18 protein-coding genes are annotated in these 22,013 nt (G+C 71.8%); 9 read left to right on the top strand and 9 right to left on the bottom strand.

Going from position 1 to position 22,013, the window contains the following annotated elements:
* Window positions 1-131 precede the first annotated feature (131 nt).
* Window positions 132-572 carry an SsgA family sporulation/cell division regulator gene (locus tag ACZ7G1_RS18615; RefSeq protein ID WP_367822402.1) on the top strand — a complete coding sequence of 147 codons (441 nt, stop codon included), beginning with the start codon at window positions 132-134 and terminating at the stop codon, window positions 570-572.
* A gap of 40 nt (window positions 573-612) precedes the next feature.
* Here the strand turns inward: ACZ7G1_RS18615 and ACZ7G1_RS18610 are convergent, their stop codons facing one another.
* Entirely contained in the window at window positions 613-1,971 is a 1,359-nt protein-coding gene (locus tag ACZ7G1_RS18610) for a YibE/F family protein (RefSeq protein ID WP_470880791.1), read from the bottom strand.
* 199 nt (window positions 1,972-2,170) lie between these two features.
* On the opposite strand from ACZ7G1_RS18610, the gene thiC reads away from it, so the two are divergent.
* Window positions 2,171-3,955, top strand: coding sequence for a phosphomethylpyrimidine synthase ThiC (gene thiC, locus ACZ7G1_RS18605; protein ID WP_470880793.1), 1,785 nt, complete (start codon window positions 2,171-2,173; stop codon window positions 3,953-3,955).
* A 65-nt stretch (window positions 3,956-4,020) separates the two neighbouring features.
* On the opposite strand, the gene ACZ7G1_RS18600 is transcribed toward thiC, so the two are convergent.
* From ACZ7G1_RS18600 to ACZ7G1_RS18590, 3 genes are all read right to left on the bottom strand, one after another.
* Window positions 4,021-4,668: a hypothetical protein gene (locus tag ACZ7G1_RS18600; protein ID WP_470880795.1), complete on the bottom strand. Its 648-nt coding sequence runs from the start codon at window positions 4,666-4,668 to the stop codon at window positions 4,021-4,023.
* Window positions 4,669-4,829: 161 nt separating this feature from the next.
* Window positions 4,830-6,173, bottom strand: a complete 1,344-nt coding sequence (locus tag ACZ7G1_RS18595) for a metallophosphoesterase (RefSeq protein WP_470880797.1) — start codon at window positions 6,171-6,173, stop codon at window positions 4,830-4,832.
* Window positions 6,174-6,457: 284 nt separating this feature from the next.
* Window positions 6,458-7,564 (bottom strand): LacI family DNA-binding transcriptional regulator, encoded by a 1,107-nt coding sequence (locus ACZ7G1_RS18590; RefSeq protein ID WP_033201421.1) that lies wholly within the window; start codon window positions 7,562-7,564, stop codon window positions 6,458-6,460.
* A 380-nt stretch (window positions 7,565-7,944) separates the two neighbouring features.
* On the opposite strand from ACZ7G1_RS18590, the gene hisC reads away from it, so the two are divergent.
* The gene (hisC, locus tag ACZ7G1_RS18585; RefSeq protein ID WP_470880799.1) at window positions 7,945-9,042 is read left to right on the top strand and encodes a histidinol-phosphate transaminase; all 1,098 of its coding nucleotides are present in this window, start codon (window positions 7,945-7,947) and stop codon (window positions 9,040-9,042) included.
* Window positions 9,043-9,050: 8 nt separating this feature from the next.
* Here the strand turns inward: hisC and ACZ7G1_RS18580 are convergent, their stop codons facing one another.
* Window positions 9,051-9,431, bottom strand: a complete 381-nt coding sequence (locus ACZ7G1_RS18580) for a cyclophilin-like fold protein (RefSeq protein ID WP_470880801.1) — start codon at window positions 9,429-9,431, stop codon at window positions 9,051-9,053.
* A 204-nt stretch (window positions 9,432-9,635) separates the two neighbouring features.
* On the opposite strand from ACZ7G1_RS18580, the gene ACZ7G1_RS18575 reads away from it, so the two are divergent.
* Genes ACZ7G1_RS18575 through ACZ7G1_RS18560 form a run of 4 tightly spaced genes read left to right on the top strand, consistent with a single transcriptional unit; the run spans window position 9,636 to window position 17,476 of the window.
* Window positions 9,636-11,144 (top strand): cytochrome ubiquinol oxidase subunit I, encoded by a 1,509-nt coding sequence (locus ACZ7G1_RS18575; protein WP_470880802.1) that lies wholly within the window; start codon window positions 9,636-9,638, stop codon window positions 11,142-11,144.
* 18 nt (window positions 11,145-11,162) lie between these two features.
* A complete protein-coding gene (gene cydB / locus ACZ7G1_RS18570) occupies window positions 11,163-12,164 on the top strand; it encodes a cytochrome d ubiquinol oxidase subunit II (RefSeq protein WP_470880804.1) in 1,002 nt (333 codons plus the stop codon).
* Between the two features lie 15 nt (window positions 12,165-12,179).
* Window positions 12,180-15,743, top strand: coding sequence for a thiol reductant ABC exporter subunit CydD (gene cydD, locus ACZ7G1_RS18565; RefSeq protein ID WP_470880806.1), 3,564 nt, complete (start codon window positions 12,180-12,182; stop codon window positions 15,741-15,743).
* A 20-nt stretch (window positions 15,744-15,763) separates the two neighbouring features.
* On the top strand, window positions 15,764-17,476 hold the full coding sequence (locus ACZ7G1_RS18560) for a GAF domain-containing sensor histidine kinase (RefSeq protein ID WP_470880808.1): 1,713 nt from the start codon (window positions 15,764-15,766) through the stop codon (window positions 17,474-17,476).
* Between the two features lie 38 nt (window positions 17,477-17,514).
* Here the strand turns inward: ACZ7G1_RS18560 and ACZ7G1_RS18555 are convergent, their stop codons facing one another.
* From ACZ7G1_RS18555 to ACZ7G1_RS18540, 4 genes are all read right to left on the bottom strand, one after another.
* Complete coding sequence (locus tag ACZ7G1_RS18555; protein WP_470880809.1) at window positions 17,515-18,384, bottom strand: Cof-type HAD-IIB family hydrolase; 870 nt, start codon at window positions 18,382-18,384, stop codon at window positions 17,515-17,517.
* An 89-nt stretch (window positions 18,385-18,473) separates the two neighbouring features.
* Window positions 18,474-19,136 (bottom strand): NAD(P)-dependent oxidoreductase, encoded by a 663-nt coding sequence (locus ACZ7G1_RS18550; RefSeq protein WP_470880811.1) that lies wholly within the window; start codon window positions 19,134-19,136, stop codon window positions 18,474-18,476.
* Entirely contained in the window at window positions 19,133-19,960 is an 828-nt protein-coding gene (locus ACZ7G1_RS18545) for an SGNH/GDSL hydrolase family protein (protein ID WP_470880812.1), read from the bottom strand. Before ACZ7G1_RS18545 ends, ACZ7G1_RS18550 begins: the two co-directional genes overlap by 4 nt.
* Before the next feature lies 1 nt (window position 19,961).
* Window positions 19,962-20,708, bottom strand: a complete 747-nt coding sequence (locus ACZ7G1_RS18540) for a hypothetical protein (RefSeq protein WP_470880814.1) — start codon at window positions 20,706-20,708, stop codon at window positions 19,962-19,964.
* A 69-nt stretch (window positions 20,709-20,777) separates the two neighbouring features.
* Between ACZ7G1_RS18540 and ACZ7G1_RS18535 the strand changes: the two genes are divergently transcribed.
* Window positions 20,778-21,299, top strand: coding sequence for a MarR family winged helix-turn-helix transcriptional regulator (locus ACZ7G1_RS18535; protein WP_470880816.1), 522 nt, complete (start codon window positions 20,778-20,780; stop codon window positions 21,297-21,299).
* A 277-nt stretch (window positions 21,300-21,576) separates the two neighbouring features.
* A complete protein-coding gene (locus ACZ7G1_RS18530; protein ID WP_470880818.1) occupies window positions 21,577-22,011 on the top strand; it encodes a DUF6083 domain-containing protein in 435 nt (144 codons plus the stop codon).
* Window positions 22,012-22,013: the final 2 nt, after the last annotated feature.

Here is a 22,013-nt window from a genome sequence, read left to right as displayed (position 1 = left end):
CTCCTTGTGATCTGCTAGCGCTTACAGCACGATTGCGTCAAGAGGGCCATGGGGGATCATTCCTGGCCGTTTCGGTCACAGCTTTCAGCAGCTGTGTTTACACAACTGCTTCATCTACTGCGGGGTACATGATGCGAGAGTCGGTTCAGGCCGAGGTCCTGATGAGCTTCCTCGTCTCCGAGGAGCTCTCCTTCAAGATCCCGGTCGAGCTGCGATACGAGGCTCGGGATCCTTACGCGGTGCGCATGACCTTCCACCTTCCCGGAGACGCGCCCGTGACCTGGGCGTTCGGCCGGGAGCTGCTGCTGGACGGGATCAACCGCCCGAGCGGGGACGGCGACGTGCACATCGCGCCGACCGAGCCCGAGGGGCTCTCGGACGTCTCCATCCGTCTCCAGGTGGGCGGCGACCGCGCCCTGTTCCGGGCCAGCGCGCCGCCGCTGGTCGCCTTCCTCGACCGTACGGACAAGCTCGTCCCGCTCGGTCAGGAACGGACGCTCGGTGACTTCGAGGACAACCTGGAGGCCGCCCTCGGCCGCATCCTGGCCGAGGAGAACGCCGGCCCCGCCTAGGGGGGTGTCTTGCCGATCAGGGTCGAACAGGCCCTAGAGCTCACTTGGCGCGACGTCGTCGCCCGCCCCGTACCGCGGTGGCCTTACGGTCACCGGCGTCCGTGCGGTCGGCGGAGACCACCAGCGCCGCCAGCGCGGTGGTGACCGGCACCGAGGCGACCAGTCCGATCGACCCGACCAGCGTCCGGACGATCTCCTCGGCGACCAGCTCGCTGTTGGCCACCGTACCCATGCTGCTCTGCGCGATCGAGAAGAGCAGCAGCAGCGGGAGCGCGGCACCCGCGTAGGCGAGCACCAGTGTGTTCACGACCGAGGCGATGTGGTCGCGGCCGATCCGGATCCCGGCTCGGTACAGCGCGCGCGGCCCCATGCCCGGATCGGCCTGGTGCAGCTCCCAGACCGCCGAGGTCTGGGTCACCGTCACGTCGTCGAGCACACCCAGCGAACCGATGATGACGCCGGCGAGCAGCAGGCCGGACATGTCGATCTCCGGGTACAGCCCGTGGATCAGACCGGTGTTGTCGTCGGTGTTGCCGCTCAGCGCGGCCCAGCCGATGAAGAGCGACCCGAGCAGTCCGATCAGCAGTAGTGAGATCAGCGTGCCGAGGACCGCGACCGAGGTGCGGGCCGACAGGCCGTGGCACATGTAGAGGGCGATCAGCATGATCGCGCTCGACCCGACCACCGCCACGACCAGCGGGTTCGAGCCCTGCAGGATCGCCGGCAGGATGAAGAACGTCAGCACGAGGAAGCTCACCGCCAGCGAGATCAGCGCCATCAGCCCCCGCATCCGGCCGACCAGCACGACCGCGAGGGCGAAGATGCCGGCCAGTACCGCCAGGGGCAGCTTCCGGTTCACGTCCGTCACCGAGTACTGGAGATCGCGCGGGGCGTCGGGGGCGTACGCCACCACCACGCCCTGCCCCTCGTGCAGTTGGCGAGGGGCGTCGGGCTGCACGATCTCGACGAAGGTGCGCCCCTTCTCCGGGCCGCTGGTGACCTCGATCGTCGCCTTCTCGCACTCCCCCTGCTGGGCGTTGACCGCCTCCCGGCCCTCCGGCGTGGAGGTGTCCCCGGTCGGCGGGACCTGCCCGGCGTTCACGGACTTGCAGTCGACCTGTTCGACGGCGACGACCTTGCCCTGCTCGGTCTGCCGGTCGAAACCGACGCCGGTCCGCTCGTGCGCCGGTGTGCCGCCGGGCCACAGGACCGCGAGACCGACCACGACGGCGGTGGCGAAGGGGATCAGGACGGCGGCGATGACCTTGCGCAGATGCCGTGAGACGGGGGCGGCGGGGCCGTGGCTGTGGCTGTGTCCGTGCCCGTGGGAGGCGGTGGGGCCGTGCCCGGGACCATGGTCGTGTCCGTGCGGTTCGGGGGTCTGCTGGGGGGAAGTCACCGGCCGATCATCGCAAGAACGGCGGGGGCCCACTGTTCAGCACGCCCGGGATGGCGCTAGCGTGGTGGCACCTTTGCACACGCGGGAGCTCGGAGCACCGGGCTGAGAGGGCGCTGATCACCGTACACACGTACGGGAGGAGGCTGCGCCGACCGCCGAACCTGTTACCGGGTAATGCCGGCGTAGGGAGATCGGTCTCATGACCATTCAGGATGCACGCACGCCTGCCTCCGACCAGAACGCGTCCGAGGCGCAGGAGCGCACCCCGGGCTGGCACAAGGGGTACGTCCAGGGCTCTCGCCCCGACCTCCGGGTGCCGGTCCGTCAGGTGCACCTCACCAACGGCAAGGACGTGACGCTGTACGACACGTCGGGCCCGTACACCGACCCCACCATCGACACCGACGTCCGCCGCGGCCTCCCGCCGCTGCGCGAGAACTGGATCATCGCGCGCGGCGACACCGAGGAGTACGCGGGCCGCCCGGTCCGCCCCGAGGACGACGGCATCAAGCACACCTCGCCGCGCGGCGGCGGGCTGAAGAACCTCGACGCCGTCTTCCCCGGCCGCCCGCGCCTGCCGCGCCGCGGCCGCGACGGCCAGGCGGTGACCCAGCTCGCGTACGCCCGCCGGGGCGAGATCACCCCGGAGATGGAGTACGTCGCGATCCGCGAGAACGTCTCCCCCGAGGTCGTCCGGGAGGAGATCGCCGCGGGCCGCGCGGTGCTCCCGGCGAACGTGAACCACCCGGAGATCGAGCCGATGATCATCGGCAAGCGGTTCCTGGTGAAGGTCAACGCCAACATCGGCAACTCCGCCGTCACCTCCTCCATCGAGGAGGAGGTGGAGAAGATGACCTGGGCGACCAAGTGGGGCGCCGACACGGTCATGGACCTCTCCACCGGCCGCAACATCCACACCACCCGCGAGTGGGTGCTGCGCAACTCCCCCGTGCCGATCGGCACCGTGCCGCTCTACCAGGCCCTGGAGAAGGTCGACGGCAAGGCCGAGGAGCTGACCTGGGAGATCTACAAGGACACGGTCATCGAGCAGGCCGAGCAGGGCGTCGACTACATGACGGTCCACGCCGGCGTGCTCCTGCCCTACGTGCCGCTCACCGCGCGCCGCAAGACCGGCATCGTCTCGCGCGGCGGCTCGATCATGGCCGCCTGGTGCCTCGCGCACCACAGGGAGAACTTCCTCTACACGAACTTCGAGGAGCTCTGCGAGATCCTGGCGGCGTACGACGTCACGTACTCGCTCGGCGACGGCCTGCGCCCCGGCTCGATCGCGGACGCCAACGACGAGGCGCAGTTCGCGGAGCTGAAGACGCTCGGCGAGCTCAACACGATCGCCAAGCGGCACAACGTCCAGACGATGATCGAGGGCCCCGGGCACGTCCCGATGCACAAGATCAAGGAGAACATCGACCTCCAGCAGGAGATCTGCGAGGAGGCGCCCTTCTACACGCTCGGCCCGCTGACCACGGACGTCGCGCCCGCCTACGACCACATCACCTCGGGCATCGGCGCCGCCATGATCGCCTGGTGGGGCACCGCGATGCTCTGCTACGTCACGCCCAAGGAGCACCTGGGCCTGCCCAACCGCGACGACGTGAAGACGGGCGTCATCACGTACAAGATCGCGGCGCACGCGGCGGACCTCGCCAAGGGGCACCCGGGCGCGCAGGAGTGGGACGACGCGCTCTCGGACGCGCGGTTCGAGTTCCGCTGGGAGGACCAGTTCAACCTGGCGATGGACCCGGACACCGCTCGTGAGTTCCACGACGAGACCCTGCCGGCGGAGCCCGCGAAGACCGCGCACTTCTGCTCGATGTGCGGTCCGAAGTTCTGCTCGATGAAGATCTCCCAGGACATCCGTCGTGAGCACGGCGGCACCCAGCAGGAGATCGAGGCCGGCATGGCGGAGAAGTCGAAGGAGTTCGCGGCGAGCGGCAACCGCGTCTACCTGCCGCTGGCGGACTGAGGCCTCAGGCCCGTACGGAACCGGCCCGCGACCCACCGGGGGAGTCGCGGGCCGGTTCCGTCGTCTCAGGGCCCGGCCGGGTCGGGTGGGTCGGTGGCGGCGAGGGCGTCGCGGAGGAAGGGGAGGACACCGCGCTCCAGGAGGGCGTGGCGCCAGGCGTCCCTGGCGAGGGCGAGTTCGTCGTCGGCCGCGTCGCCGCCGTCCGCCGCCGGTCTGTTGCGCAGGGCGGTCAGGAGGAGGCCGACGCCCGCGCAGAGGAGGCCGGCGGCGGCCAGGATGGCGAAGACGAGGCCGGCGGTCAGCAGGGTCTCGCCGAACGGCACGGTGGGGGCGAGGGCGTGCAGGGCCGCCCCGACCAGCAGGAGTATCGCGGCGGTGCTGCCCGCGAGGACGGGCAGCATCACGGTGACGATGGCGACCGCGCCGCCTCCCGCTCCCGGGCCGGTGCCGGGGTCGGCGCCGGGGACGCGGGTCCCGACGGCCGTGCGCTGCTGTTCGCGGACCTTGACGAAGTGGTCGTACTCGCCGGCCGCCGCGGTGGTGACCAGCGCTGTCGCGTTCAGTGTCATGGAGCGCAGCTGGGCGACCGTGAGCCGGCTGCCGACTCCGGCGAGATCCGGACGTGTGTGGGCGGTGCTCAGTGCGTCGTCGAGGACCCGCTCGTACTCGGCGCGATCCTCGGTCAGCAGGTGCGGAGCCACGTTCATGTGCATCCCCCGATGCTCCGTAGGCCCGGATCAGCCGTGGTGGAACGGTCGGCTGGACGGAAACGGAGGAGAGCCTGCTACGGATGGACCCGATGGTATTGCGGTGACGCCACGGCCTGACAGGGTGTTTCCGGAATTCGACTTCCCCGGATACGCGGGGTTATGCGTCAGCCGTTCAGGGGGAGTTGGACGACCAGTAGCTTTCCGGCCATGGTCACTCCGCCGTCCATGGCGATCGCGAGGCCGTCGGCGTACACGTGCGGTCCGTCGACGATCGGGCCTCCGCTCCCCTCGCCCTCTTCCGTGCCGACCTGGCCGAGGAGGTACGGGATGGGGCTGTGGCCGTGCACGATCCGGCGGCCGCCGTAGGTGGAGAGCAGCTCCTCGACGGCCTGCGGACCGCCTTCGTCGCGGAAGGCGAAGCGCTTGGTGAACTTCCGGAACAGGTCCCAGACCTCGTCGGCGTCGTTCCGGGTGAGGATCTCGTGGACCGTGTCGTTGACGTCCTCGATGGTCTCGCCGTATTCGAGGTACGCGGTGGTGTCGGAGTGCAGCAGGAGGTGGTCGTCCTGCCGCACCACGGCGTCGAGGCGGGACATCCACTGGAGGTGGACGTCCTGGAGGCGGTCCATGTCGTGCTTCTGGCCGCCGTTGAGCAGCCAGGCGGCCTGGAAGGTGGCGGTGCCCGCGCCGGAGTTGACGGGGGTGTCGCCGAAGCGCTTGGCGCCGATGAGGAGCAGCTCGTGGTTGCCCATGAGGGCCTTGCAGTAGCCGCCGGCGGCGGCGGCCTCGGCGGAGAGCCGCATGACGAGGTCGATGACGCCGATGCCGTCGGGCCCGCGGTCGGTGAAGTCGCCGAGGAACCAGAGGCGGGCGTTGCCCGCGGACCAGCTGCCGTTCTCGTCGATGAGGCCCTGCGCGCGCAGGGCGGCGACGAGTTCGTCGAGGTAGCCGTGGACGTCGCCCACCACGAAGAGCGGGCCCGGTCCCTCGCCGGCGGCGGGGTCGGCCGCGGGTGCGGTGTCGGGGACGACCGGGACCTGGAGGGTGTCGCCGCGCTGGATGACCGGGAGGTCGCGCTCGGTCGGCGTGTACCCCTCGGGCAGTTCGTCGTCGGGGAAGGCGTTGCCCGGGTGGCCGGTGGCGACGGAGACGATCGAGGAGCCGCTCGCCTCGGGGTACGCGGGCGCGAGGCGACGGCCCAGCTGGAGCGTCGGCGCGGCGGGCATGGGGGCGCTGGGAGCGGCGGGCGGCGCTGCGGCCGGGGCCGTGGGGGGAAGCGGTACGGCGGTGAGCGGTACGGCTTCGATCGGCACGACGCGGACCGGCGCGGCGGCGACGGGCGGGGGTGCGACGGGCGGCGCTTCGGCCGGTGCGGGCGCCTGCGGCGGGTCCGTTGCCGGTGGTTCGACGGCATGGCCCTGTACGGGCACCTGGGCGTACGGCGGTACGCGGAAGTCACGCAATGTCGCCGTGCGCACCACGGGATCCTGCCCGGCCCCCTGAGTCATCGACCCCTCCACCACCGTCGCGATGCCCTGTACATCGCGTCCCTGCCTGGTCGGGGTGGTCCGCGATGTCGTGCGCCCATCATAGGAATGAGGGTCCTCCTGTGTGACGCACCAGGGGTGATGAATCCGGGTCCACTCCGGGTTCACCGGTTGTTTCGCCCGAATTGGGAAGGTCCAGTCCAGGGTTGGGGCCGGTGTGGTGGCCGGTTTCGCCGCCCCTGCCCACGGGCAGGGGCGGGGACGGCGTCGTCGGCGAGGAGCCGGGTCGGCCGGTCCTGGCGGGGTCAGTCCTTGGCGGGTGAGCGTGGCGGGCTGACCGTCGTGCGCGGGGAACGGCGCTGCGACGAGGTGCGGATGATGAGCTCGGTCGGTATCACCTGCTCGACCGGTCCGTCGGTGTCGATCCCCTCGATGGCGTCGATGAGGAGCTGGACGACGGCCGTGCCGATGCGGCGCGGTTTGAGCGAGAGCGTCGTGATGGGCGGTTCGGTGGTGGCGTAGACGGTCGACTCGCTGCAGCAGACCAGCAGCAGGTCGTCGGGGACGCGCAGTCCGTAGCGGCGGGCGGCCGCCAGGAGGTCGGTTCCGTTGGGGTCGAAGAGGCCGTACACGGCGTCGGGCCGGTCCGGGCGGGCGAGCAGCCGGTCGGCCGCGACGGCGCCCGCGCACGGGTCGTGCGCCGGATAGGCCTCGTAGACGGGGTCCTGGCCGACCCGCTCGCACCAGTTCAGGTACGCGGTGGTGGACAGGCGGGTGTACGTGTCGGTGGTGGTTCCGGTGAGGAGGCCGATGCGGCGGGCGCCGGCGTCGGCGAGGTGGTCGAGGAGGTCGAGGACGGCGGCTTCGTGGTCGTTGTCGACCCAGGCGGTGACCGGAAGGGTGCCGGCGGGGCGTCCGTCGGAGACGACGGGCAGGCCCTGGCGGACCAGTTCGGTGACGACCGGGTCGTGGTCGGAGGGGTCGATGACGACGGTGCCGTCGAGGGCGACGTTCGACCAGACGTCATGGCGGGAGGTGGCGGGGAGGATGACCAGGGCGTAGCCCCGGGCGAGTGCTGCCGATGTGGCGGCTCTGGCCATCTCCGCGAAGTACGCGAATTCGGTGAAGGTGAAAGGTTCATCCCCGTACGTCGTCACGGTCAGGCCGATGAGTCCCGACTTGCCCGTACGGAGCGTGCGGGCCGCCGCGGATGGGCGGTAGCCCAGCCGGTCGGCGACCTCGCGCACGTGGCGGCGGGTGGCGTCCGGGAGCCGTCCCTTGCCGTTGAGCGCGTCGGAGACAGTCGTGATGGAGACCCCGGCGGCGGCGGCGACGTCCCGGATGCCCGCCCGGCCCTGCCGGCTTCCCCGGGTCTGTGCCCGGCTCACCTGGTGCTTCCCTGCTGCTGTCATGGCGAGCCGATAGTAGGGCGATGAGGGTCGGTTGGGACGGCCGCATATGCAAGCGTTGACAGGCACGTTTCTGCATGATCGAAAACCACCAAGAGGCTTGGAATCCAAGGCAGTTCATGGGTTCGCCATGAGACCTGGGGTTGTCGAACGGCGTACGCCTGGTGAGGGGGTGAGGTCTCGAAGAGGTCTCAACTCACCTCTACGGGGGATGCGCGCCACGGCGCCCGCCACCGGCGCACGCCACCCGGGCGTGCGCTCCCCCCTGGGCCCTCGCGTTTCCACAGCGTGTCCCTCCTGTTGTCCACAGCCCATTCGCAGCGGAGGGGAATCCTCTTAAGGTGAGGAGTATTGGCGGTACGGACGGTCGAGGAGGCCACACAGTGAGCGAGACCAGCGGGACGAGTACGGGCAGCCCGAAGCTGCGCGCCGAGCTGGACGGCGTCCCCACCTACAAGCCGGGCAAGCCGGCCGCCGCGGGCGGTCCGGTGGCCTTCAAGCTGTCCTCCAACGAGAACCCCTACCCGCCGCTGCCGGGGGTCATGGAGAGCACGCTGGCGGCCGCCGCGAACTTCAACCGCTACCCGGACATGGCCTGCACGGCGCTGATGGAGGAGCTGGCCGACCGCTTCGGCGTGCCCGTCTCCCACCTGGCCACCGGCACCGGCTCGGTCGGCGTCGCGCAGTCGCTGCTCCAGGCCACCTCGGGCCCCGGCGACGAGGTCATCTACGCCTGGCGCTCCTTCGAGGCGTACCCGATCATCACGCAGATCAGCGGGGCCACCTCGGTGCAGGTGCCGCTGACCGAGGGCGAGGTGCACGACCTCGACGCGATGGCGGAGGCGATCACCGACCGGACCCGGCTGATCTTCGTCTGCAACCCCAACAACCCCACCGGCACCGCGGTCCGCCGGGCGGAGCTGGAGCGCTTCCTCGACCGGGTGCCCTCCGACGTCCTGGTCGTGATCGACGAGGCGTACCGGGAGTTCGTCCGCGACGCCGACGTCCCGGACGGCATCGAGCTCTACCGTGACCGGCCCAACGTCGCCGTGCTGCGGACCTTCTCCAAGGCGTACGGCCTGGCGGGGCTGCGGGTCGGCTTCGCGGTCGCCCACGAGCCGGTGGCGGCGGCGCTGCGCAAGACGGCGGTGCCGTTCGGCGTGAGCCAGCTGGCGCAGGACGCGGCGGTGGCCTCGCTGCGGGCCGAGGACGAACTGCTCGGCCGGGTCGGTTCCCTGGTGGCCGAGCGCGAGCGGGTCCACGCGGGGCTTGTGGCCCAGGGCTGGACCGTGGCGGACACCCAGGCGAACTTCGTCTGGCTGCGTCTCGGCGAGCGCACGATGGACTTCGCGGCGGAGTGCGAGCGGCACGGTGTGGTGGTCCGGCCGTTCGCGGGCGAGGGCGTGCGCGTCACGATCGGCGAGACCGAGGCGAACGACCTGTTCCTGAAGGTGGCGGAGAGCTTCCGCAAGGAGAGCTGATCAGCTGATCAGCCGTCGGCGCGCTCCACGCGGATCGGGTCGCCGTCCCTGACGGTGGCCAGGATCCGCGGGTCGCCGTCGAGCGAGCCCAGCAGGTTGCAGGGGCTCGCGAGGCGGCATTCCTCGCCCCGGGAGATCGGGGTCGGGCCGTAGGGGAGGGCGAGCGCGTCGCCGTCCGTCCAGAAGGCCACGGTGCCGGGCTCGACGACCTGGCGCGCGCCGTCCTCGACGGGGACGGAGACCGGGGTGTCGAAGTAGACCTCCTCGCCCCAGGTCCGGGCGGTGGAGGAGATCGGGAGGGCTCCCGCGAGCGCCGTGCTCGTGGGGGTCTCCTGAAGGGTGGCCGTGGTGTGTCCGGCCGGCCAGACGATGCGTATCCGAAGGGTCATGCCCCGGATTCAACAATATGTTGAAGGTCCTGGGAAGAGGTGACCTTCGGTAGGGGGACCCCGACTGAAGGTACGGATTTCGTATGAGCAATAATGCTTGTGAATGTGAACGCGTTCACAAGCGTGTCCTGGTTCATCCCGTAATAAGTGGTATTACCAGGGCAAACTGCCGATGTGACCACGGCGATGTAAGGAGAAAACGACGTGGACCTCGCTCTTGCGCCAGAGACGCTGGCGCGCTGGCAGTTCGGCATCACCACCGTCTACCACTTCCTCTTCGTACCCCTGACGATCTCTCTCGCCGCGCTCACCGCCGGCCTGCAGACCGCCTGGGTGCGGTCGGGCAAGGAGAAGTACCTCAGGGCGACGAAGTTCTGGGGCAAGCTCTTCCTGATCAACATCGCCATGGGCGTCGTCACCGGCATCGTGCAGGAGTTCCAGTTCGGCATGAACTGGTCCGACTACTCGCGCTTCGTCGGCGACATCTTCGGCGCCCCGCTCGCCTTCGAGGCGCTCATCGCGTTCTTCTTCGAGTCGACCTTCATCGGTCTGTGGATCTTCGGCTGGGACAAGCTGCCGAAGAAGATCCACCTCGCCTGCATCTGGATGGTGTCGATCGGCACGATCCTCTCCGCGTACTTCATCCTCGCGGCGAACTCCTGGATGCAGCACCCCGTCGGCTACCGCATCAACGCCGAGCGCGGCCGGGCGGAGCTCACCGACTTCTGGCACGTGCTCACCCAGAACACGGCCCTCACCCAGTTCTTCCACACCATGACGGCGGCCTTCCTGGTCGGCGGCGCGTTCATGGTCGGCATCTCCGCCTTCCACCTGGCGCGCAAGAAGCACATCCCGGTGATGCGGACCTCGCTGCGGCTCGGCCTGATCACCCTGATCATCGCCGGCCTCGGCACCGCCATCAGCGGCGACCTGCTCGGCAAGGTCATGTTCAAGCAGCAGCCGATGAAGATGGCCGCCGCCGAGGCGCTCTGGGACGGCGAGGCCCCCGCACCCTTCTCGGTCTTCGCCTACGGCGACGTCGAGAAGGGCCACAACACGGTGGCCATCGAGATCCCCGGCCTGCTGTCCTTCCTCGCGAACGACGACTTCAGCTCGTACGTCCCCGGCATCAACGACGTCAACAAGTCCGAGCAGGAGAAGTTCGGCCCCGGCGACTACCGGCCCAACATCCCGGTCGCCTACTGGGGCTTCCGCTGGATGATCGGCTTCGGCATGGCCTCGCTGGGCATCGGAATGCTCGGCCTCTGGCTGACCCGCAAGAAGTTCATGCTGGCACCCGGGATGCGGACCGGTGAGGACGAAGTGCCGAATCTGGTCCTGTTCAAGCGGAAGGCGCTGAGCCCCCGCCTGGTCAAGTGGTACTGGCTCATCGCCCTCTGGACCATGGCGTTCCCGCTGATCGCCAACTCCTGGGGCTGGATCTTCACCGAGATGGGCCGCCAGCCCTGGGTCGTCTACGGCGTGCTGCGCACCAAGGACGCGGTCTCCCCCGGGGTCTCCCAGGGCGAGGTGCTCACCTCGATGATCGTCTTCACCACCCTCTACGCGATTCTCGCCGTCATCGAGGTCAAGCTCCTCGTCAAGTACGTGAAGGCGGGACCGCCCGAGCTCACCGAGGACGACCTCAACCCGCCCACCAGGATCGGGGGGGACTCTCGTGACCCCGACCGCCCCATGGCCTTCTCGTACTGAGGCTGAGGAGATCGAGGCATGGAACTCCACGACGTCTGGTTCGTACTCATCGCCGTCCTCTGGATCGGCTACTTCTTCCTCGAAGGCTTCGACTTCGGGGTCGGCATCCTGACCAAGCTGCTCGCCCGTGACCGGGCCGAGAAGCGGGTCCTCATCAACACCATCGGACCCGTCTGGGACGGCAACGAGGTGTGGCTGCTCACCGCCGGCGGCGCGACCTTCGCCGCGTTCCCCGAGTGGTACGCGACGCTGTTCTCCGGCTTCTACCTGCCGCTGCTGATCATCCTGGTCTGCCTGATCGTCCGGGGTGTCGCCTTCGAGTACCGGGCGAAGCGGCCCGAGGAGAACTGGCAGCGCAACTGGGAGCAGGCCATCTTCTGGACCTCGCTGATCCCGGCGCTCCTGTGGGGCGTGGCCTTCGGCAACATCGTCCGGGGCGTGAAGATCGACGCGGACATGGAGTACGTCGGCAACTTCTGGGACCTGCTCAACCCGTACGCGCTCCTCGGTGGCCTGGTCACGCTCACCCTGTTCACCTTCCACGGCGCGGTCTTCGCCTCGCTGAAGACGGTGGGCGACATCCGGGTCCGGGCGAGGGCGCTCGCGCTCAAGCTGGGTCTCGTGACGGCGGCGCTCGCGCTCGCCTTCCTGATCTGGACCCAGGTCGACACGGGCGACGGCTGGAGCCTCGCGGCGATGCTGGTGGCCGTGGTGGCGCTCGTCGGCGCGATCGGCGCGATCAAGGTGGGCCGGGAGGGCTGGTCCTTCGCGCTCTCGGGCGTGACGATCGCCGCCGCCGTGGCGATGCTCTTCCTGGCGCTCTTCCCGAACGTCATGCCGTCTTCGCTCAACCCCGAGTGGAGCCTTACCGTGACGAACGCGTCGTCGAGCCCCTACACGCTCAAGATCATGACCTGGTGCGCGGCGATCGCGACCCCGCTGGTGCTGCTCTACCAGAGCTGGACCTACTGGGTGTTCCGTAAGCGCATTGGGACGCAGCACATCGCCGACGCTCACTAGAGGGGCATGTTTCACGTGAAACCGATCGATCCGCGCCTGCTCCGGTACGCCCGGGCCACCCGCTTCTTCCTGATCGCGGTGGTCGTCCTCGGCCTCATCGGGGCGGCGCTGGTCGTCGCCCAGGCGATGTTCATCGCCGAGATCGTGGTGGGGGCCTTCCAGAAGGGCCTCTCGGTTTCCGACCTGACCACCCCTCTGCTGCTGCTCGCGGGCATCGCGGTGGCACGGGGGCTGGTCTCCTGGCTGACCGAGCTCGCCGCCCACCGGGCGAGCGCGGCGGTCAAGTCCGAACTCCGCGGCCGGCTCCTCGACCGCGCCGCCGCGCTCGGCCCCGGATGGCTGAGCGGACAGAAGACCGGCTCGCTGATCGCGCTCGCGACGCGCGGAGTGGACGCGCTCGACGACTACTTCGCCCGCTATCTGCCGCAGCTGGGGCTCGCGGTGGTGGTGCCGGTGGCCGTGCTGGCCCGGATCGTCACCGAGGACTGGGTCTCGGCCGCCATCATCGTCGTCACCCTGCCGCTCATCCCGGTCTTCATGATCCTGATCGGCTGGTACACCCAGGCCCGGATGGACCGCCAGTGGAAGCTGCTCTCCCGGCTCTCCGGACACTTCCTGGACGTGGTGGCCGGCCTCCCCACCCTCAAGATCTTCGGCCGGGCCAAGGCACAGGCCGAGTCGATCCGAGCGATCACCTCCGAGTACCGCCAGGCGACCATGCGGACCCTGCGGATCGCCTTCCTCTCCTCCTTCGCCCTGGAGCTCCTGGCGACGCTGTCCGTCGCGCTCGTCGCCGTGACCATCGGCATGCGGCTGGTCCACGGCGAACTCGACCTGTACACCGGGCTCGTCATCCTGATCCTCGCCCCCGAGGCGTACCTCCCGCTGCGCCAGGTCGGTGCCCAGTTCCACGCGGCGGCCGAAGGGGTCGCGGCGGCGGAGGAGATCTTCGACGTCCTGGAGCAGCCCGTATCGGGCGGCGGTACGGCGCCGGTCCCGGGCTCCCCGCGGCTTGCGCTCGACCGGGTGACCGTACGGCACGAAGGGCGCGCCGAAGCCTCGCTCGACGCGGCGACGCTGACCGTCGAGCCCGGCGAGACGGTGGCCCTGGTCGGGCCGAGCGGCATCGGCAAGTCCACGCTCCTCGACGTCGTCCTCGGTTTCGCCGTGCCCGAGGAGGGCACCGTACGAGTCGGCGGCGAGGACCTCGCGACCCTCGACCTGGAGGCCTGGCGGTCCCGGATCGCCTGGGTGCCGCAGCGCCCGTACCTCTTCGCGGGGACGGTCGCCGAGAACGTACGGCTCGCCCGCCCGGACGCCACCGACGACGCGGTACGGGCAGCCCTGCGGGACGCCGGGGCCGACGGGTTCGTCGCCGGGCTGCCGCAGGGGCTCGACACGGTGCTCGGCGAGGACGGCGCGGGACTCTCGGCGGGGCAGCGGCAACGGCTCGCGCTCGCCCGCGCGTTCCTCGCGGACCGGCCGCTGCTGCTGCTCGACGAGCCGACGGCGGCGCTGGACGGCGAGACCGAAGCCGGGGTCGTGGAGGCGGTCCGCCGCCTCGCGGCGGGACGCACGGTACTGCTCGTGGTGCACCGGCCGGCGCTGCTCGCGGTCGCGGACCGGGTGGTGGCCCTTGGGGGTGCCACGGACGGCTCGGTGCCCGCCACGGCGGAGTCCCCCCGGGTGCTCGCCCGGAGCGACGGGGACGCCGCGCCCGACGCCGATCCCGCACGGCCCCGGGCGGCAGAGACGCCCGCGGCCGCCGGTGCGGGGTCCGTGCTCGCGCGGGTGCGGGGGATGGCCGGCGAACTCAAGGGGCGGATGGCGCTCGCGCTGCTGCTCGGGAGCCTGGCCCTCGGGTCGGCCGTGGGACTGATGGCCGTGTCCGGCTGGCTGATCTCACGGGCCTCCGAGCAGCCGCCGGTGCTCTATCTGATGGTGGCCGTCACCGCCACGCGCGCCTTCGGCATCGGACGTGCCGTCTTCCGGTACGCCGAGCGGCTCGTCTCGCACGACGCCGTGCTGCGGATGCTCGCCGAGCTGCGGGTCTCCGTCTACCGGCGGCTTGAGCGGATCTCCCCGGCGGGACTCCGCCGTGCCCGGCGCGGCGACCTGCTGGCACGGCTGGTCCACGATGTCGACGCGCTCCAGGACTACTGGCTGCGCTGGTGGCTTCCGGTGGGCGCGGCCGTCTTCGTGGGCGTCGCCTCCGCCGGGTTCACCGCCTGGCTGCTGCCCGAGGCCGGTGCCGTCCTCGCCGCGGGCCTGCTCGTGGCCGGGATCGCCGTACCGGCGGCCGGCGGCGCCCTCGCCCGCCGGGCCGAACGGCGGCTCTCCCCCGCGCGCGGCGCCCTGGCCACGGCCGTCGCCGACCTGCTCCGCGGCTGCGCCGAGCTGACGGTGGCCGGTGCGCTGCGGGGCCGTGTCGAGCGGACGCGGGACGCCGACCGGGCCCTCACCGGCATCGCCTCCCGGCAGGCGGCGGCCACCGCGCTGGGGGCCGGTCTCTCCGCGCTGGTCTGCGGTCTGACGGTGGTGGCCGCCGCGGTCGTCGGAGTCCAGGGCGTACGGGAGGGGCGGCTCGACGGGGTGGCCCTCGCCGTGGTCGTCCTGACACCGCTGGCCGCCTTCGAGGCCGTCACCGGACTGCCGCTCGCCGTGCAGTACCGGCAGCGCGTCAGGCACAGTGCCGAGCGGGTCTTCGAGGTGCTCGACGCCCCCGTCCCCGTACAGGAACCGGCCGCGCCCGCGACTCCCCCGGACAGCCCGTTCCCGCTGGAGCTCGACGGGCTCTCGGCCCGGTACGCCGGCCAGGAGCGGGCGGCACTCGCGGACTTCCGGCTCACCCTGGAGGCGGGGCGGCGGGTCGCCGTGGTCGGCGCCTCCGGCTCAGGGAAGACCACGCTCGCGCAGGTGCTGCTGCGGTTCCTCGACGTGGAGCACGGCATGTACCGGCTCGGCGGGGTGCCCGCCTGGGAGCTCGACGGCGACGCGGTCCGGCGGCTCGTCGGCCTCTGCGCCCAGGACGCCCACCTCTTCGACAGTTCCGTCCGGGAGAACCTGCGGCTCGCCCGCACCGGGGCGGACGACGACGAGCTGCGCGAGGCGCTGCGCCGCGCCCGGCTGCTCGACTGGGTGGACGGACTGCCCGCCGGGCTCGACACCCTCGTGGGCGAGCACGGCTCCCGGATCTCCGGCGGCCAGCGCCAGCGCCTCGCGCTCGCGCGGGCCCTCCTCGCCGACTTCCCCGTCCTCGTCCTCGACGAGCCGGCCGAGCACCTCGACCTGGCCACCGCCGACGCCCTCACCGACGACCTGCTCAGGGCCACCGAAGGCCGGACGACCGTCCTCATCACCCACCGTCTGCACGGCCTCGAAGCGGTCGACGAGGTCGTCGTCCTCGACGAGGGACGGACCGTGCAGCGCGGCCCGTACGCCGAGCTGGCGACGGCCGACGGACCCCTGCGCCGGATGCTGGAGCAGGAGCGGGAGACCGACCTCCTCGCGGTGGGAAGCGGGGGAGCCGGCGCCACCCCGGCCGGCGGGGACGACCGCCCGACTTTTCTCGCCAAATAGGACTAACTAGGCTCAAGCCCATGACCGCCGCAGCGTCCGCCACCCCGGACCCCCTGGAAGCCGCCACCCAGGCCACCCGCAGCCTCCAGGGGCTGTCCACGGAGCTCACCGCCCGCGTGCCGCAGCTCCTGGAGGCGATGCGCTCGGTCGGCACCGGGCTCGAACTCCACTCGACCCTCGACCGGATCTGCGAGACCGCCGCCGAGCTCGCCGACGCCCGCTACGCGGCGATCGGCGTCGTCGACGACGAGGGCGAGGGCCTCTCCGACTTCGTCACCTTCGGCGTCGACGACGAAACGGCCCACCGCATCGGCCGCCGCCCCGACGGCCACGCGGGACTGCTCGGCGCACTGATCCGCGACCCGCAGACCATCCGCCTCGCCGATCTGTCCGCCGACCCCCGCGCGGCCGGTTTCCCGCCCGGCCACCCGCCGATGCGCACCTTCCTCGGCGTCCCCATCCGGGTCCAGGGCGAGATCTTCGGCAACCTGTACCTCGCCGAGAAGCGCGGCGGCGGCGAGTTCAACGACTACGACGTCCACATGGTCCGGGTGCTCGCCACCGAGGCGGGCATCGCCATCGGCAACGCCCGCCTCTACGAGGCGGCCCGCCAGCGCGAACGCTGGATCGACGGCTCGGTCGCCGTCACCACCGCCCTGCTCTCCGGCGGCGACGCGGACGACGCCCTCACGGTCGTCGCCGAACAGGCCCGCAGGCTCGCCGACGCGGACGCCGGGATCGTCCTCCTGCCCGCCGAGGACGGCGGCCTGGAGATCGTCGCGGTCTCCTCGCCCCGGCCCACCAAGTCGCTCGGCGTGGTCATCCCGCCCGAGAGCGCCGTGGTCAAGGAACTCCTGGAGGGCGAGGCGGTCTTCATCTCGGACGCCTCCACGGACCCGCGCATGATCAGCCGGCTGACCTCCCCGTACGGGCCCAGCATGATGCTGCCGCTGCAGAGCGGCGGGCGGGTGCTCGGCGCGCTCGCCACCCCCCGCGCCCGGGGCGCCCGCCAGTTCACCGAGGCGGAGCGGACCCTCGCCACCCAGTTCGCCTCGCAGGCCGCGCTGGCCCTGATGATGGCCGACGCGCAGCGGGACCGGGAGCGCCTCGCCGTCTACGAGGACCGCGACCGGATCGCCCGCGACCTGCACGACCTCGTCATCCAGCGGCTCTTCGCCACCGGGATGATGCTGGAGAGCGCCCAGCGCAAGTCGATCGTGCCGGCCGTGCGCGAGGGCGTCGGCAAGGCCGTCGACGAACTGGACGTCACGATCCAGGAGATCCGTACGGCGATCTTCGCGCTCCAGCAGGGCCCCGCCGAAGCCCCGTCGGGCCTGCGCACCCGGGTCCTGCGGGAGATCAACATGGCGGCCGTCCCGCTCGGCTTCAAGCCCGCGCACCGCTTCCTCGGCGCGATCGACTCCACGGTCGGCGAACTCACCGGCAAGAACCTCATCGCCGCCCTGCGCGAGGCGCTCTCCAACGCCTTCCGGCACGCGGAGGCGGGCCGCATCGAGGTCGTCGTCGACGCCACCGCCACCCTCCCCGACGGCTCCGCGGGCGTCCGCCTCTCCGTCGCGGACGACGGCATCGGCATCCCCGCCGGCGGCCGCCGCAGCGGTCTGCGCAACCTCGCCCGCCGCGCCGAGTCCCTGGGCGGCGCCAGCTGGTGCGGGCCCGGACTCGGCGAGGACGGCGGCGGTACGACGGTGGTGTGGGAGGCCCCGCTCTAGGCCTGCCCGGCCCTAGTCCCGTGCTTCTGTCAGCTGCTTCAGCCCTGTGCCGCGGCGTTCAGGGCTTCGGCGACCAGCTGCTCGATGACGACGGCGACGCCGTCCTCGTTGTTGCCGACCGTGCGGCCGGAGGCGGCGGCAATGACGTCGGGGTGGGCGTTGCCCATCGCGTACGAGCGGCCGGCCCAGCTGAGCATCTCGATGTCGTTCGGCATGTCACCGAAGGCGACGACCTCGTCGGCCGTGATGCCGCGCTCGGCGCAGCAGTGCGCGAGCGTGGAGGCCTTGGAGACGCCGAGCCCGCTGATCTCGATCAGCGCGGTGGGGCTGGAGCGGGTGATGGACGCCCGGTCGCCCGCGGCCTCCCTGGCCACCGCGAGGAACACGTCCGGATCGAGTTCGGGGTGCTGGGCGAGCAGCTTGAGCACGGGGGCCGCCGCGCCGGGCGCCTCTTCGAAGAGGAGCTTCTCGGCGGTGGCGACGGTGGCGCCGGGGTCGAGGTAGAACGGCGGGTACTGCGGCTCGTAGTGGATGCCGGTGGTGAGCTCGACGGCGAACGAGGTGCCCGGCGCGGCGGCGCGCAGCGCCTCCACGACGTCGAGGGCGACCGCCCGCTCCAGCGGGCGCACCTCCACGAAGGTGTAGCCGCCGTGGAGGTCCACGACGGCGGCGCCGTTGGCGCAGATCGCGAGGCCGTGGCCGTGGACGTGGTCGCTGACGACGTCCATCCAGCGGGCCGGGCGGCCGGTGACGAAGAAGACCTCGATCCCGGCCTGCTCGGCCGCGGCGAGGGCGGCGACCGTGCGCGCGGAGACGGACTTGTCGTCGTGCAGCAGCGTGCCGTCGAGGTCGGTGGCGATCAGCCGGGGCGCCGGGGCGGAAGGGCGCGGGGAACGGGGAGAGGTCACCGCACCATTCTTCCGCACCGGACGCACGTGCGTGCGGGGAGCCGCACATATGAGTGCCCGGCTTTCGGTCTTCCGGTGGCCGGTCCGGCTCAGTACGCGATCTCGACGACCGCGCGGTGGGTGGGGTCGTGGGTCCCGCCGTTCTCCGCGCGGGTCAGCAGATAGTGCGCGAGATCGGCGCGGGAGAGGGACTTCGGCCGGTCCAGGTGGCCGTTCCCGGCCGTGCGGTAGCGGCCGGTGAGCGGGCCGTCGGTGAGCATCGGGGGCCGCACCACCGTCCAGGCCGTGTCACCGGCGGCCCCCGAGGCCAGGAAGCTCTCCATCCGGGCCATGTCGGCGTAGCCGTGCCGGTACATCCGCTGGACCACGTACCGGGTGACGAGGCGCTGCGGCAGCGGAACGCCCGCGGTGATCTCCAGGCCGGCGGAGGAGAGGCAGAGCAGCCGGCCGACGCCGGCGGCGCGCATGGCCTCGACGATGTTGCGGGTGCCGTCCGAGTAGACGGTCGTGGGGTGCTTGCGGTCGGTGCTGCCGAGGCAGGAGACGACGGCGTCGTGCCCGGCGACGGCGTGCCGCCACTCCTCGGGCGTCAGGACGTCTCCCGCCACGACGGTCGGCCGCGCCCCGGGGTGCGCGGCCCGCAGCCGGTCGGGGCGCCGGGCGACGGCGGTCACCCGGTGGCCGGCGCCGAGGGCCTGGGTCAGGAGCTGCGCGCCGGTGCCGCCGGTCACGCCGAAGAGCAGCAGCTTCATGACGCCTCCGGTCGCGGGGGCGTCGTCAGCGCGTGGACGAGGGCGATCGTGACGGCGCGCTGGCCGTCGAGGGAGAGGTGGATCCCGTCGTCGAGCTGGAGGCCGGCGGTGGCCCGCCGGGTGTCGACCGTGAGCTCCGGCCGGCCGAGGAGGAGGTCGGCGACTCCGTCGACGTCCTCGCTCTCCCAGCCGATCCCGGCACGTCGGAAGTGGGGGTAGGCGTCCGCCCGCTCCTGGTCCATGGAGCTCGGGGTGAGCCAGATCCATCGCTCGCGGCCGACGGATTCCGGCTGCCCGCCGACCTCCTTGAGGGCGAGGAGGTTACGGGCCGTCTCCGCCTCGCTGACCAGCCGGATCCCGGGTTCGCCGGGCCCGCGCCCGAGCCGTTGGGCGTCGTTCGCGCCGAGCATGCACAGCACCCAGTCGGGGCGCGAGAAGGCGAGTTGGGGCAGCTGGGCGAGGGCCTGGCTCGTGGTCTGGCCCGAGACGGCGAGGTTGACGAGCGTGACGCCTTCCGGGAGCAGGTGGCGCAGGATCGAGAACCACGAGAGCCGGTCGGCGGTGGTGCTCTCGCCGAGCGCCACGACCCGCTGCCCCGGCCGGAACGGCAGCCGGCCGACCCGGTCGGCGAAGCCGGGGTCCTCAAGGAGGCCGGCGGCGGTGGCCCGCGCCCGCTCGTCGAAGTCCCGCAGCAGTTCGCGGTAGGCGGGTGCGTCAAGCCCGAAGAGCTCGGCGAGCCGCTCCTCGGGCAGTTCTCCCAGATAGCGCAGGGTCTTCTCGGGCTGCTGGAAGCGGACGAGCTTCTCGGTCATGTTCGCGGGCACGTCAGAGCCCCTTCTCAGCGCGGGTGCGGCGGCGGGGGAGCAGGAAGCCGGCGGCGATCAGCCAGGCCAGGCAGGTGAAGCGGGCCAGCGGGAGCAGCAGGGCGGCGCCGTCGAAGAGCAGGGTGAGGGCGGCGAGTTCGGCGACGGCCGCGAGGACGAGGCCGGTGACGGCCAGGGCGCGCGGCAGCAGTCCGGCGAGGAGCCCGGGTACGGCGATCCCGGCCACGAGGAGGCCGAGCGTCACGACGTGCCCGGGCCCGCCGGTGGCGAAGGCCAGGTACTGCAGAGCCCGTGCGAGCGCCGGGAGTTCGAGCACCTCCGTACGGGAAAGGGTCCAGCTCACCAGGCCGCAGACGGCCAGGAATCCGGCGGCGAGGAGGCCGCCGGCCAGGGCGATGGTCGCGCCGGGGGCGCGGACGCCGAGCCGGTGCAGCCGGGCGGAGGCGGTGGCGGCGTAGACGGCCAGCGGGATCGAGGCCGCGAACTGGAGGGCGCCGGAGACCCGTACGGCGTCGGAGTGGGCGCGGAAGTAGGCCACGATCTCGCCGGTCTCACCGAAGGGCGAGGGGAACGGGTCGCCGCCGGCGAGCACGGTGCTGAGGACGAGCCCGCCCAGGAACAGGGCGGTGAACACCACGGCGAGCACGCCCGGTGGCGGTCCTCCCTGGGCTTCCCGGCGCTCCCGGGGCGCGGGTCCGGCCGGGCGGCGGGTGTCGGTGGGGCTGTGTGCGGAGACGGGTCCTGTCACGGGTCCTGTCCGTTCTCTCAGCTGAATAGTTCACTAGGGAGAATCATTCTTGTCTCGTACCATAACCCTGTGAGTACCGACCGGCAACCAGTCGAAGATCCCGGCGCGGCCGCCGCCGCTCCCCCGCGCTTCGGCGCGTTCCTGCTCGCCCAGCTCGGCGCGCACGCCGCCGCGCGCTTCGGCGAACGGGTCGGCGAACTCGGCCTCGCGCCGCCCGACGTCGGCCTGCTGCGGATGATCGCGATGGACCCGGGGCGCAGTCAGCGCTCCCTCGCCGCCGACCTCGGCGTCGTCCCGAGCCGGGTTGTCGCGCTCATCGACAACCTGGAACGGAAGGGCTTCGTGGAACGGCGGCGCAGCACCGAGGACCGCCGCCACCACGAGCTGTACGTCTCCGAGGAGGGCGGACGCGTCCTCGAACGGGTCCGCGAGGTCGCCGCCGCGCACGAGGACGACCTCTTCACGGCGCTCGACCCGGAGGACCGGACCCGCCTGACGGAGCTCCTCGGCCGGATCGCCGGCCAACAGGGCCTCACCCCGGGCGTCCACCCGGGCTACCGCCACCTGCCCAAGCGCCCGGGCCGCGGCTGAGCCGTCGGAGCCGGGCGTGGCCGCCCTCGTCGTACGGAGTCGGGCCGGGCGTGGCCGCCTCGTCGTACCGCGCCGGGGCCGGGCCGGGCGTGGCCGCCTCTCGTCGTGCGGACATGGCCGTAAACGTCCGTTCGGTTCCGGGATGGGTGGGGAAGACCCTCAGGAGGCAGGGGAGCCGACGGCGTCTCGAAGGGGTGGGGGCATGGTCTCGGGTCGGCGGTCTGACGAGTGCGAGGCCTGCGGTGCGCCGTGCGGCAGATGGATCGCGAGCCTCGGCATGGCCCTCTGCGGGGCCTGTGAGGAGGCCGGCTCGGCACATCCCGTACGGGAGCCGGTCCGGGTGGGCGACGTGCTGGCCGGCATGGCCGCCGTCGTGACGTTCGCGGCCCGCTCGGGAAACCCCGTACGGGACGCGCGCGGCCCCTCGACCGTCACCTGCGAGGGGTGCGGGGCCGGCGCCGAGTGGCACCGCACGGTGCGCGGGCGCTGGATCATGATGGAGCCCGGCGAGCTGGTCGCCCGGGCCGTCCCGGCGGGCCGGCGGTGGCGGATCGCGGGCGACGGCACGGCGGTCAACCTCGGCTCCGCCGTACCGTCCGACACCTGCCGGATCAGCCACTTCGACGTCTGTCCCGCGCGGCCCGCGCCCGCGGCGTCCCCGGTCCTCCTCGCGCTGTGGCGCGGGCACGCCCGGCGCCGGGGCGCGGCCTGAGA

It is taken from the genome of Streptomyces sp. NPDC037273 (assembly GCF_055603625.1).
Note: the sequence above shows the minus strand (reverse complement) of the source record. Positions and strands in the feature narration are given on the sequence as shown.

What these genes read in the sequence shown, in the direction of transcription:
- ACZ7G1_RS18615 (WP_367822402.1), top strand. Translation starts at nt 132, where the DNA reads ATGCGAGAGTCGGTTCAGGCCGAGGTCCTGATGAGCTTCCTCGTCTCC.
- thiC (WP_470880793.1), top strand. Translation starts at nt 2,171, where the DNA reads ATGACCATTCAGGATGCACGCACGCCTGCCTCCGACCAGAACGCGTCC.
- ACZ7G1_RS18600 (WP_470880795.1), bottom strand. Translation starts at nt 4,668, where the DNA reads ATGCACATGAACGTGGCTCCGCACCTGCTGACCGAGGATCGCGCCGAG.
- ACZ7G1_RS18595 (WP_470880797.1), bottom strand. Translation starts at nt 6,173, where the DNA reads ATGACTCAGGGGGCCGGGCAGGATCCCGTGGTGCGCACGGCGACATTG.
- ACZ7G1_RS18590 (WP_033201421.1), bottom strand. Translation starts at nt 7,564, where the DNA reads ATGACAGCAGCAGGGAAGCACCAGGTGAGCCGGGCACAGACCCGGGGA.
- ACZ7G1_RS18580 (WP_470880801.1), bottom strand. Translation starts at nt 9,431, where the DNA reads ATGACCCTTCGGATACGCATCGTCTGGCCGGCCGGACACACCACGGCC.
- cydB (WP_470880804.1), top strand. Translation starts at nt 11,163, where the DNA reads ATGGAACTCCACGACGTCTGGTTCGTACTCATCGCCGTCCTCTGGATC.
- ACZ7G1_RS18560 (WP_470880808.1), top strand. Translation starts at nt 15,764, where the DNA reads ATGACCGCCGCAGCGTCCGCCACCCCGGACCCCCTGGAAGCCGCCACC.
- ACZ7G1_RS18550 (WP_470880811.1), bottom strand. Translation starts at nt 19,136, where the DNA reads ATGAAGCTGCTGCTCTTCGGCGTGACCGGCGGCACCGGCGCGCAGCTC.
- ACZ7G1_RS18530 (WP_470880818.1), top strand. Translation starts at nt 21,577, where the DNA reads ATGGCCCTCTGCGGGGCCTGTGAGGAGGCCGGCTCGGCACATCCCGTA.